This window comes from Acidimicrobiia bacterium, assembly GCA_016650365.1.
GTDB lineage: Bacteria > Actinomycetota > Acidimicrobiia > Spongiisociales > JAENVV01 > JAENVV01.
In genome coordinates this window covers 1-11,624 of record JAENVV010000290.1, presented here as the reverse complement: position 1 = coordinate 11,624, position 11,624 = coordinate 1, and the positions used below count along the sequence as shown (strand labels likewise).

The following is an 11,624-nucleotide window of genomic DNA, read 5'->3' as shown; positions in this document are numbered from 1 at the left end:
GACTAGCGTGCAGATATGTCTTCCACTTGCCTGATTGTTGGCGCCAGCCGGGGTATTGGACTCGAACTGGCAACCCAGTACGCGGTCGACGGCTGGACCGTCCACGCCACGACTCGCACGGTCGATCAACCGGGACCGCTTGGGGAAATCCCCGGTGACGTCACGTTGCATCAGATGGATGTCCGCTCGAACGCCGACCTGGAGGCGCTACTGGTCTCTCTCGATGGAATGCCGATCGATGTTCTCATCCATGGCGCAGGCGTCTATCGCAATACACCCCGGGAGGTGATCATGGCTGTCAACGCCGAATCACCCATCCGGGTGGCCGATGCCGTTCTCGAGAATGTGGCAGCCAGTGACCAACGCAAGATCGCCCTCATCACGTCACAACTTGGTGCACGCCGCGGCCGAACCGGCAGCCTTGGCGATTACGGTGACTCGAAAGCTGCCCTGAACGACGCCTTCCGGCTGCGAGCTCCAGGCTGGGCCGAGCGAGGGATTCGGGCAATTGTCATCCACCCAGGCTGGGTCAGCACCGACATGGGTGGATCATCGGCGCCCGTCTCGGTGTCCGAGAGCGCCGCCGGAATTCGCAGGCTCATGGGTGGGCTAACGACCCAAATGCATGGTGGCTTCTGGACCTGGGATGGCCGGGAACACGAATGGTAGGTCGCCGGGACGGCGAGCGTCATGAAGAACACCAAATCAATGTCACGCGCCGACGCCTGGGACATAGTGAACTCGGCGCGAGTCGCCCTTGAGCAAGATGGTCGGGGGGCCGTCGTAGCGGTCTCCGACGGCCACGGCGAGCTCATAGGGCTGCTGCGCACGGACGGGTGCCCCCTTCCCTAGACCTCGGTCGTCAAGGCATCGTCGAGCCAGGTCTTTATCAGTTCAGCGATGTCGAGATTGTTGCTGTCCATCATCATGACGTGGCTGTTGCCTTCGACCCCGGACTCGGGCAACAACATCAGTGTTGCCGACCCACCCGCGTCGTTGATGTTGGTAACAGCCTGGATGCACCCACTCCTACGATCATCCCCATTGACACCGTCGGCGCCCTGACTGTTGTCACCCCACACCGACAAGAACGGGATCGGGCCGAAGACCGACTGGGCAAGGTCAGGAGTAATTGTGTGACTTCCGCCCTCGATACTGACAAGGGCTGCAACGAGGTCGGGCCTCCTCCGAGCAATTTCGATCCCGAAGAGCCCACCCTGTGAATGGACCAGAAGCGCCGCGGGTCCCACCTCTTCAAGCAGTCCAACTACACCGCTGATCGTATTTTCGGATCCTCCTTCGATCGTGGTTTCCGCGTTTGGCACGGTCCGATCGACCATTCGATCAAACGCTTCCAGCGGAAAGCGAACATTAGGGAACGGCTCGGGGTACCTGGGGCCGATCCGGGCGTTAACCCAGATCCGGGCCTTGGTGCCAAGAAACAAGTTCGGCGCCTCTCCTCGGGCGTCGCCAGCCCGCAGCGCATTCACACCGGTCGGGTCAAAACCTGATCGACCCCGTCCGGCATGGTCGATCACATGCACGGGATGGCCCTGCCGAACAAACCAGGTCGCCCAACCCTCGCGCCCATCCGGAGTGGTCTCGAACGTCGCCCCGGTCCGGTTGGCTCCATGGATCATGACGATCGGAGCACCAGCGATTTCGACAGGGATACGCGAATGAACGTATACCTGGCCCACTCGAATGTCACCGGGGCCGGGGTCCCCGGTAATCGACGACGACCCGGGGTGATCGGTAGGTCGGTCGTAGCCGCCATACGTTCGAACCGAGTCGGCGGCGAGATGGAGTGGCCGTTCGAACGGCTTCGGGTACAACATGGATCTGAAATTACCATGGCGGCCAGTTGGTGCCGGTCTCGGTCCGGGAAGCTTTCGGCATTCGGGCACCTGTTTGCCCTGATGTCGTTCGGCGCTATTGTCGCCCGATGGATTCGTCGATCGCTGCCAGCCCACCTTCTCCCGAGCGTTCACGTACGCTCCCCTGGTTCCTGGCCGTAGGTTTGTTCGGCCTGTTACTCGCCGCTGCTGGTCTAGGAATCTATGTCTTGTCAGATGGTGCTTCGCCCGTGGTCCCTGAGTCGGGAGCCGCCCTGCCATCGTTGGAAGCCGCGGCGTTGGCCGCGCTCGTTCAAGAAGGCCACGGTCACGTCGATGTCGACGCGCCGCATCATATGGCGATGGATATGGACTCAATGCCATCGCAGTCCGACCAGGAGGCGCTTGCCGCCGAACTGGCCCTCGCAACCGCTGCGGTACCGAATCTTCGAACCGTCACAGACGCGGCAGCCGCCGGCTATGTCCCGGTTTCACCCCCGGTTGACGGGATCGGTTCACATTGGACCAAATGGTCCCTGGTCGCAGAACCGTTCGATCCGCAGGCGCCTTCGCAGCTTCTATTCGAAGAAGTCAGATCTGGCTACGGCCCCGAGTTGGTAGCGTTCTCATACTGGGTTCGTTCTGACGGTCCCCCTGAAGGCTTCACCGGGAACACCGATCAATGGCACCGACACCTGGGACTCTGTTTCGAGGATGGGTGGCTCCAGACCGAGAGTGTCGCCGATAGAGAATCCTGCGGTGGGGATTGGATCGAAGGCAGCAATCTCTGGATGTTGCACGCTTGGATCGTTCCCGGCCTCGAAAACCGTTTCGGTGTGTTCCACACCACCAATCCACTGCTGTGTGAACGGTTCTGCGAGTAACGACCGAACCCTGTCGAGTTCCGCTTCAACGGTGATTGTGCCGCGTGGTCGGGCTTCTTCGAGTCGGACGGTTGCTGGGTCATCACCCACGCCGACTGGGACCAACGTCTCGCCGAATGGGACGACCTCCGCAACCCGTAGCGTCGGTTGTCTCTGCGCCCGGTCACAACTGGGCGCAGCGTCGCGTCCGACTGACCCCTGACCGGTAAGACCGCTATCCGGTGACGGCCCCGCACCAAACTGTCACACTGGTCGTGCCTGTCCGAAGCCGCGCCGGCCACTCCAGTTCTGCGTCCGGTCAAGCCGACGACTTGGGGTGAAGGCCCACGGTAGGGCGTTTGCACCAGATCAGCCGGGTCCCCATCATTCGCTCAGGAACCCGCTCGGATTGCCGATGAATGCCCTGTATAGAATCATCACTCACGCCCGAGCCGCGCCAGTATGTCGCTCGTTGGACGATCGCCGGAGCGCTTTTCGGGACATTTTTTCCGCTGATCGCCTGGTGGGTGGCCATTGCCCAAGCCGGGCCGATGACCTTCAGCGAACTGCACGCCATAAACTCGACCATGTGGATCATCGACCTAGGTCCCACCGTTCTCGGCCTCGCCGGTGCGGCGGTCGGAATCCTCTATACCCGCCTTTCCGAGTCCAAGCTTCGAACAGAAGCCGTAGCGAGGAATCGCCGAACGGTGGACCGCCGAGCTCCATGCGGCCAACCTGGAGCTTGCCGAATCCCTCGAATCCCGACGGGCGTTCTACGCCGCGGTCACTCACGAGCTTCGTTCTCCGCTGACCGCCATCGTCGGCTACACCGACCTTGCGGACGACGTAGTCCCCCAGCCACCCGAACTCACCGGCTATCTGGCCGAGATCTACGGTGCCGCGGCCGCCATGATCGGCATGGTCAACGATCTGCTCGACGCAGCCAAGCTTGAGACGAGCGGAATTGGGATCGAGATGTCGTCGGTTTTGTGCGACGACGCCGTTCACGAAGTCGTTCAGCAAATGACACCCGTGGCCAGCCAGAAGAATCTGACACTTCGCGCCAACGCCCCCGATTCAGTTGTTTGCTGGGCTGATCCCGTCCGCTTGTCCCAGGTCCTGACGAACCTGGTGGCGAACGCCATCAAGTTCTCAAAATCAGGTGTCATTGAAGTCCAGGTGGTCGATGCCGGCGGCGTCCCCACAGTCGAGGTTCATGACCAGGGTGTGGGGATCGATCCAGACCAACTTGACAGCATCTTCGACGCCTACGACTCAGGGTCGAACGGATCGGGCCGACGAGACAGCAGCGGCCTGGGACTGGCGATTAGCCGCTCACTCGTTGAGGCGAAGGACGGAGTCATCCCAGCGCACTCGGCCGATCCGGGCCAGGGATCGACCTTTCGGGTCACGCTTCGGTCGCCGAACGGGCAATCGAACGCTTCCCGAAAAGCCAAACTGGCTGTCTAAGGCCCGGCATCTCCGGCGTTACATCGGTTACATTTCGGCTGGGGCGGGAATCGAAGCCGCTCACCCCTCCGGGGATCACCAACTGGCGGAAGGAACCCTCGTGACAGACGCCTATGCGGGCAAAACCCGCATCTACCGCGCAGTGATCGACCGACTGAACGAACCCCTGCAAAGCATTGCCTTCAAGACCCATCCGCCCGAGCGTGGCATGAAGGTGCTCGATGTCGGATGTGGCACCGGATCCCAACTCGTCCAATATGGGGCTGCCGGATGTTCGATAACCGGTGTCGACCTGTCCCCTGCCATGCTCACCGAAGCCCGAACAACACTCGGGAAAGCGACCGACTTGCGCCTGGCCGACGCCACGAACCTGCCGTTCGACGCAGTCACCTTCGACCTGGTACTCATCTCAATGATGCTCCACGAACTGACACCCGACATCCGCATACAGGTCTTGGCCGAAGTCAGTCGGGTTCTGCGCTCCGAGGGAGCAGTCATCGTTGCTGACTTCACCGCCGGTCCGTTGACGCTCAAGGGGCGACTCATCCGGGCAATGTCGTGGGGCGTCGAACGGTTGGCCGGTGCCGACCACTTCGGAGAGTTCCGAACATTCGTGAAAGCTGGCGGTTTGCCGGCCGTCATATCGGGATCGCGGTTACGTCTGGACCGGGAACGCCCCCTGGCGGGTGGTAACGTCGCCGTCTATGTCTGCCGGGCCGTCTGACTACAAAACCGCTCATTCGGTGCTGCTGGTCAATCTGATGTCATAATCGGCGGCCGCTCAGGCGTTTAACCCTTGTGACGAAAGCGTTAGGTAGGGCAGTGGACTTTGAAGCCGACGACAACGCCATCCCGGTCATTCGGGGAGTCGGGTCGTTCGACGAGTTCTACAGCCGTGAGTACTCCCGGTGTGTAGGGCTCGCCTATGTCCTTTCGGGGAGTCGGACGGGTGCCGAGGATCTCGTGCAGGACGCTTTCCTCGAAGCACATCGCCGCTGGAGTGATCTTGGGGCCTACGAAAACCCGGGCGCCTGGGTTCGTCGGGTCGTCTCCAACCGGGCCGTGTCGAAGTACCGACGACGGATGGCCGAGGCGACGGCGGTCGTCAAGATGATGGGCGGATGGCAGAGCGCGGTACCCGAACTTGCTGAACCCACCGAAGAAATCTGGCTGGCTGTCCGGCGCCTTCCCCGCCGCCAGGCGCAAGTCGTAGCGCTGACCTACCTTGACGATCTGTCGCTTGAGGAAATTGCCACCGTACTCGGCGTCTCGGTTCCCACCGTCGGAACCCACCTACAGCGAGCGCGAAAAACGTTGGCTGCCGCCCTCGACACATCAGAAGAGGTGACGTGATGACATTGCATGACCGACTCCAGTCTGCGGCCGAGGACACCCATCGCCGGATGAGCGAACTCCGTCCACCATCACTGCCGACTCGTCGCCCCTGGGTGGCGGTGGCCGTCGTAATCACAGCGACAGCGGCGGTAGCCATAGGTCTTGGGAATCTTGGAGGTGGAATCGCTCCAACCGATACGATCGCCCCTCCCCCATCCGTCGAGATCCATACGCCCGTCACAGGATATCCGGTGGCCTCACAAATTCCCCCAGGCCTCGAGTTGGTCATGAGCTCGGGGTTTCCGGGACGCGACAGCCACGCCTACTACCTGCCATCTGACGGCGAACTCCTTACCGGAACCCAGCCGTTCCTGTTGTCGTCGACAATAAGTCTTCCATATGGTGATCCACTTACCATCGAAGCACTCCTCGCCGCCTACGAGTCGGCTGGCCTGAACGGCATTACAGCAACCACGATACGGGGAAAGCCGGCGGTCATGGCAACGGATGCGGATGGTCGAATCTCCTTGGTCGTTCTTGAGGATGACTGGACCAGTACTGAACTATTCGCCGGCGGGGTCGGGTTGGTCGACGTCATGGCCTATGCAGAGAGCATCAGGTTCGTCTCCCAACAAGATTACGACGCCAGCCGACTCGACCGCATCCGCTGGGATATCCGGGCCAGCGGACTGAGTTCCGCCAACCCCGAGACGACCAGGGAGTTGCTGGCCGGCGTCCCGGGAGTCGCTAGCGTCCGGCTCGTCTGGGATCCGGACCTCGTCCCGCGGGTCTCTCTGGTTCTGCGCAACCCCGATGTGAGCTCGGTGACCACGCTCGGCGGATCCTCGGTCGAAACTGGTTCCGAGCAAGCCCCACGGATCAGCTTTATTGCACTCATCATGCTCGAACCCGAAGCAGACCCGCAAACAGTTGCCGATCTCCTCATGGCCCAGAACATCACACCCAGCGTAGAGTTCTCGCCGCGCATCTCCGGTCAGTTTCGAGAGGACTTCGACCTGGCCCTCGCTTCCGCCACGGTGTTACAGGCTGATCCGCTCATGGTGCAGGCACCTTCGTCGCCGGTTCCCTCCTTCGACACTTCTCTCCTCGGCACCGAGGTGGCACTATCACCCGCCACACCGGGCGATTCCGTACCTACTCCGGACGATGAAGGCCTTCGACCCTCATCGGTCACCGACACGGACCGATCCTTCGTGCACCTGGGATCCCTCGATGATGGGACCCGGCTTTACCTTCAACTCTTCGGACCTGACGCCCTGTACTGGACAACGGTGAGCGAGAGCGGAGGTGCAACCGGCGGTGACGACGGCTCGTTCTCGTATTCCCACTACGGCATCATCGGGGCGTTTGAGGGACCAGATTCGGGCCCGTTCGTCACCGTGAAGGTTCCAATCGAGACGGCAGTCGTAGTACTTACCCGCAGCGGGGAATCCCTCTGGCAACGGCCCGTGGTCGGGTATGGGCTATTCCCGCTGACTGGCTCGATCGGAACCGTCGAAATTCGCGCCCTGGACTCCAGCGGCCAAGAACTCGGCCGCTGGAACGACGACCTCTAACGGCAACCCGCGTTTTCCTATCGCTAGGAAAGGAGGAGGTTTTTCATCTGGCGTTGGACCGGGGCGATCAGATTTTCGGTGTCGCGCCTAGCTCCGACATGTGGCCACCGACCCGAGTAGCGTGACTGCGTGTCATCTGCAGGCGATTCCGAGCGATCCGATCTGTTGGAAGCTGCCAGGTCGTCGTATGCCGCCCGGTCGTGGACCAATGCGTACGACGCCTTTGCGACGCTCGATGACGCCGGGCTACTGAAACCCTCCAATCTCGAACTATTCGCGACCACGGCGTACATGCTCGGGAAGGTCACCGAGATGCTCGCCACCCAGGAGCGGGCATACCACGGCTATATAGAGGCTGCCGAGCCTCTAATGGCTGCCAGGACGGCGTTATGGCTGGCGACCAACCTGGCGAGTCGGGGGAAGATCCCGCAGGCCAGCGGATGGGTGGAGATTTCTGAACGGCTCCTCCAGTCGGCCCCAAAGGACTGCGTCGAGCGAGGATATCTGCTCATGCCCAGCATGCTTCGCCACGTGATCGCCGACGAATTCGAGGAGGTGGCGCGGGTCGGCGCCCAGGCGGCAGATATCGGACGCCGATTCGGTGATCTTGACCTTACCGCCCTCGCCGCCCAAACCCAGGCTCGCGCCCTCCTCAGACTGTCCCGCACCGCCGAAGGCCTCCGCCTCCTCGATGAGGTGATGATCACGGTGACGGGATCCCGCCTGTCACCGATGGTCACCGGCCTCGTCTACTGCAGCGTTCTTGAGGGCTGCTACGAGACGCACTCGATCAAGCGAGCCGCCACATGGACACAATCACTCACCGATTGGTGCGGTGAGCAACCCGACCTGGTCGCCTTCAACGACCAGTGCCTGGCACATCGCTCCGAGATCCTCCGGTTGCAGGGGTCGTGGACCGAAGCCGAAGAGGAAGCCCACCGAGCCCAAGGGGCCGGGGCACGATTTCAGATCGCCGCCCAAGCCCACTACCAGATCGCTGAGATCCAGCGCATGCGCGGCGACCTCGCCGCCGCAGAACAGACCTACCGACAGGTAAGCCTCGACGGAGGCGATCCCATGCCGGGAATGGCCCTACTCAAGCTCGCCCAAGGGAACAAAGAAGCGGCCTTGACCATGATCGGCGAGGCAATCGCCGAGGCCACCGACCCCTTCGTCAGGATCCAGCTGCTCCCTGCCGTGGTTGAGATCGCCATCGCCGCAGACCGCATCCCTGAGGCAACCGGGGCCACCCGGGAACTCTCCGTAGCCGCCAAGGCGACTGGTACCGAGGCTCACCTCGGGTGGGCCGAGCACGCCGAGGGTCGAGTGGCTCTCGCAGAGGACCGGATCACCCAGGCAGTCGTCCACCTGAAACGGGCAAAGGCGATCTGGCAGGACCTGTCGATGCTCTACGACCTTGCTCGTACAAGGCTCGATCTCGGCCACGCTCTCCAGGCACGAGGAGATCTCGCTTCGGCCGATCTTGAGTGCGAGGCAGCCCGAGCTACGTTCGTCGAACTCGGGGCCATACCAGACATCCGCACCGTCGACGGTTTGATAGGCCAGTCAAACTCCGGTTGGCCGGCCGCGCTCACTGATCGAGAGGTCGAGGTACTTCGCCTGCTCACTTCCGGTGCCACCAATCGTGCAATGGCGGCCGAACTGATTCTCAGCGAACGCACCGTCGACCGACACGTTTCGAACATCTTCGCCAAGATCGGCGTGTCATCACGCTCGGCAGCGACGGCCTGGGCTTTCAAGAACGGTCTCGCCTAAGACGACTTCACATGGGTACTCCTACCCACACGTCCCGCGCCGGAAAATGGGTGATTCTGGCGATGCGGTTGACGGTCGGTTCCTATACGTTGGCAGAACCAACACGAGAGGAACCGACCATGAATGACAGGCAGGACGGACCAGGGAATGGATACACAGACACAATCGTCATCGGAGGCGGCCAGACCGGCTTGACAGTTGGCTACAACCTCGCTCAACGTGGCGTCGATTTCGTGATCCTCGACGCCAACGAACGCGTCGGCGATGCCTGGCGCAAACGGTGGGACTCGCTGCTGCTGTTTACACCAGCCCGCTACAACGGGCTACCGGGCATGCCGTTCCCCGCCAAGGCCGACGCGTTCGTCACCAAGGACGAGGTCGCCGCCTACCTCGAGGCGTACGCCGAATTGAACGACCTCCCGGTGCGGTCCAACACAAAGGTGTCCAAAGTGTCCCACGACGGCGAGACCTATATCGTGGAGGCGGGTGATCGGGTACTGCGGTCACGCAACGTCGTGGTCGCCATGGCGAACTACCAGATCCCCCACGTTCCCGATTTCGCACCCGATCTCGACCCTGACATCGTTCAAATGCATTCGAGCCAGTATCTGCGGCCTTCCCAACTCGCCGAGGGACCGGCTTTGGTGGTGGGGCTTGGCAATTCTGGCGCTGACATCGGTCTTGAACTCGCCCACCACCGCGAAACCTACATCGCCGGGACCCCCGGCGTGGTCATCCCCTTCCGTATCGAACCCTGGTTGGGGCGCAACGTCGGCGTCAGGCTCGTGCGCTTTGCGGCGGTGAAGGTCCTGAATACCAACACATTCATCGGGCGCAAGGCCCGACCCAAAATGATGCAACACAGCGGCGGTCCCATCGTTCGGGTCAAGCCGGACGACCTGGTTGCCGCCGGCGCACACCGCGTACCTCGCGTCACCGGAGTCGACAACGGACGCCCGGTTCTCGCCGACGGTACGGTGCTCGACGTAGCCAATGTCGTATGGTGTACCGGATTCCGGCATGGGTTCGACTGGATCGACCTCCCGGTCTTCGATGACCACGGTCTCCCCATCCACGAACGAGGTGTGGTCGCCTCCCAGGCTGGCCTCTACTTCTGTGGGCTCTTTTTCCTCCATGCCTTGTGGTCAGAGACACTCACCGGCATGCCGATCGATGCCGCCTACGTCGCTGACCAACTGGTTGCACGCAAACAAGAGGTACTGACCGGCTGAGGCTGATCGAATCGAGCTTTCCACTGCACTCGCCTCGGCTAATGCCGCCAAACGGATCACCGGACAGGTGGCTACATCAGGCGGTTCGGGCGATGAGGTCGTCAGCGATTCGCTTGGCGTCTTCGTCGATGCCGTAGATGATCCCTGACTTTCGCTTGGAGAGCCATGGGAAGCCGACGAAGTAGATGCCGGGCACCTGGCTGATGCCCTTGTGGTGAACCGGTCGTCCCTGATCGCCGCTGATCGGCAGATCGATCCACGAAAAGTCGGCCGTGAACCCGGTCGACCAAATGACCGTCGTGACTCCGACTTGCTCGAGGTCCAACTCTGTGGCGAATTCGATGGGCTCGTCGCTTGTCAGAGCCGTATCTCCCGCATCTAATTCAGAATCTCGAGCTGCGAGACCGTTCCTCTCAATAAAGGCATCAAGCTTGGTCTTGAACGCTTGCGAGAATTCGTCGGCGTGCCGGATGTACTCGAGAACCTTGTCGTCCGTGATGAGTTTGCCATCTGAAATGTCCTGAAGTCGGCCCAGGAGACGAGCACCATCTCTGGATAGCTGTTGGTAGCTGACGCTGTGCCCCAACGGGCCGACTCCTGACACCAATGGGTTGGTAGCGGCCAGCACAGCAGGATCGTCAACGTCATCGATATCGACATCCCAAAACCCCATGTCCACCCACCAATCCATGAAGTCACGTCCCCGGTAATGGCGGGGAAGGCGGGGTGCCTTGCTGATCGAGAAATAGACAGTCCTGCCTGCACCCAGCAGATCTTCAACGATCTGCCCTCCGGACTGGCCCCCACCGACCACAACCACCGCCCCTTCGGGCAAGGCCTTCGCGGACCGATAGCTCCCGGCGGTCAGCTGGAGAATCTGGTCGCTCAGATTTGAACTTACCGGTGGGATACGCGGAGTTTGCAGGATCCCCGAGGCAACCACGACCGAATCCGCCTCGATCAAAACCACGTCACCCTCCCGGCTGGTCGCTTCGACTCTAAATCGAGCGCTCCCTGGAGACTGAGTTACCCGGGTCACTGTCACCCCACTGCGAACTTGAAGACCAAACCGATCCACGTAATCCTCAAAAGACGACACCAAGTCTGATCCCGACATGAACCCAAACCGTTCAGGGCCGTCATATGGGGCACCCGGCAGGCCGTTCATCCAATTGGGCGTGTTGAGCACAAAGCTGTCCCAGCGCTGCGATCGCCAGGTTTCCCCAACCTGACCTTGTTCCAACACAACCGCATCGATTCCGGCCGCCTTCAGGTAGTAGGCAACACCGAGGCCACCCTGACCCCCACCAATAATGACCACATCAACCGGGGCATCTGTCATCTGGGGTTTTTCCATTCTGGGTGAAAACGCACACTACAACGACGGGTCAGACCGTGACGGAGGAAACCGAACGGAGCTAGCGAAGTGGCTGGATGGCCAACCGGCGCGTTTGGTTATCGGTCGGTTCTGGCATCCGTTGCAGTGACGGCTCGAAGCACCTCGGCCGTGGTAGCCATTGACGTGTCCCCGGG

Annotated in this window: 11 protein-coding genes; 9 read left to right on the top strand and 2 right to left on the bottom strand. The window is 61.5% G+C overall.

Annotated elements, in window-relative coordinates:
• The first annotated feature begins 15 nt into the window (after positions 1 to 15).
• Positions 16 to 669 (top strand): SDR family NAD(P)-dependent oxidoreductase, encoded by a 654-nt coding sequence (locus tag JJE47_16250; GenBank protein ID MBK5268972.1) that lies wholly within the window; start codon positions 16 to 18, stop codon positions 667 to 669.
• A 21-nt stretch (positions 670 to 690) separates the two neighbouring features.
• Entirely contained in the window at positions 691 to 852 is a 162-nt protein-coding gene (locus JJE47_16245) for a heme-binding protein (GenBank protein ID MBK5268971.1), read from the top strand.
• Here the strand turns inward: JJE47_16245 and JJE47_16240 are convergent.
• Positions 849 to 1,838: a hypothetical protein gene (locus JJE47_16240; GenBank protein MBK5268970.1), complete on the bottom strand. Its 990-nt coding sequence runs from the start codon at positions 1,836 to 1,838 to the stop codon at positions 849 to 851. The genes JJE47_16245 and JJE47_16240 overlap by 4 nt on opposite strands.
• A gap of 107 nt (positions 1,839 to 1,945) precedes the next feature.
• On the opposite strand from JJE47_16240, the gene JJE47_16235 reads away from it, so the two are divergent.
• The 7 genes from JJE47_16235 (at position 1,946) to JJE47_16205 (ending at position 10,091) form a co-directional block, all read left to right on the top strand.
• On the top strand, positions 1,946 to 2,719 hold the full coding sequence (locus tag JJE47_16235; GenBank protein MBK5268969.1) for a hypothetical protein: 774 nt from the start codon (positions 1,946 to 1,948) through the stop codon (positions 2,717 to 2,719).
• Positions 2,720 to 3,610: 891 nt separating this feature from the next.
• Positions 3,611 to 4,171, top strand: coding sequence for a HAMP domain-containing histidine kinase (locus JJE47_16230; GenBank protein ID MBK5268968.1), 561 nt, complete (start codon positions 3,611 to 3,613; stop codon positions 4,169 to 4,171).
• A gap of 100 nt (positions 4,172 to 4,271) precedes the next feature.
• Positions 4,272 to 4,895 carry a class I SAM-dependent methyltransferase gene (locus tag JJE47_16225; protein ID MBK5268967.1) on the top strand — a complete coding sequence of 208 codons (624 nt, stop codon included), beginning with the start codon at positions 4,272 to 4,274 and terminating at the stop codon, positions 4,893 to 4,895.
• A 98-nt stretch (positions 4,896 to 4,993) separates the two neighbouring features.
• A complete protein-coding gene (locus JJE47_16220; GenBank protein MBK5268966.1) occupies positions 4,994 to 5,524 on the top strand; it encodes a SigE family RNA polymerase sigma factor in 531 nt (176 codons plus the stop codon).
• Positions 5,524 to 7,083 (top strand): hypothetical protein, encoded by a 1,560-nt coding sequence (locus tag JJE47_16215; protein ID MBK5268965.1) that lies wholly within the window; start codon positions 5,524 to 5,526, stop codon positions 7,081 to 7,083. The genes JJE47_16220 and JJE47_16215 overlap by 1 nt, the downstream gene beginning before the upstream one ends.
• A gap of 129 nt (positions 7,084 to 7,212) precedes the next feature.
• Entirely contained in the window at positions 7,213 to 8,859 is a 1,647-nt protein-coding gene (locus JJE47_16210) for a hypothetical protein (GenBank protein ID MBK5268964.1), read from the top strand.
• A gap of 119 nt (positions 8,860 to 8,978) precedes the next feature.
• Positions 8,979 to 10,091: an NAD(P)-binding domain-containing protein gene (locus JJE47_16205; GenBank protein ID MBK5268963.1), complete on the top strand. Its 1,113-nt coding sequence runs from the start codon at positions 8,979 to 8,981 to the stop codon at positions 10,089 to 10,091.
• 76 nt (positions 10,092 to 10,167) lie between these two features.
• Here JJE47_16205 and JJE47_16200 read toward each other — a convergent pair whose 3' ends face one another.
• Positions 10,168 to 11,433: an NAD(P)-binding domain-containing protein gene (locus JJE47_16200; GenBank protein MBK5268962.1), complete on the bottom strand. Its 1,266-nt coding sequence runs from the start codon at positions 11,431 to 11,433 to the stop codon at positions 10,168 to 10,170.
• Between the last annotated feature and the right edge of the window lie 191 nt (positions 11,434 to 11,624).

Excerpts from the sequence above, each read along its gene's own strand:
- JJE47_16250 (MBK5268972.1), top strand. The coding sequence starts at position 16 with ATGTCTTCCACTTGCCTGATTGTTGGCGCCAGCCGGGGTATTGGACTC.
- JJE47_16245 (MBK5268971.1), top strand. The coding sequence starts at position 691 with ATGAAGAACACCAAATCAATGTCACGCGCCGACGCCTGGGACATAGTG.
- JJE47_16240 (MBK5268970.1), bottom strand. The coding sequence starts at position 1,838 with ATGTTGTACCCGAAGCCGTTCGAACGGCCACTCCATCTCGCCGCCGAC.
- JJE47_16235 (MBK5268969.1), top strand. The coding sequence starts at position 1,946 with ATGGATTCGTCGATCGCTGCCAGCCCACCTTCTCCCGAGCGTTCACGT.
- JJE47_16230 (MBK5268968.1), top strand. The coding sequence starts at position 3,611 with ATGATCGGCATGGTCAACGATCTGCTCGACGCAGCCAAGCTTGAGACG.
- JJE47_16215 (MBK5268965.1), top strand. The coding sequence starts at position 5,524 with ATGACATTGCATGACCGACTCCAGTCTGCGGCCGAGGACACCCATCGC.
- JJE47_16205 (MBK5268963.1), top strand. The coding sequence starts at position 8,979 with ATGAATGACAGGCAGGACGGACCAGGGAATGGATACACAGACACAATC.
- JJE47_16200 (MBK5268962.1), bottom strand. The coding sequence starts at position 11,433 with ATGACAGATGCCCCGGTTGATGTGGTCATTATTGGTGGGGGTCAGGGT.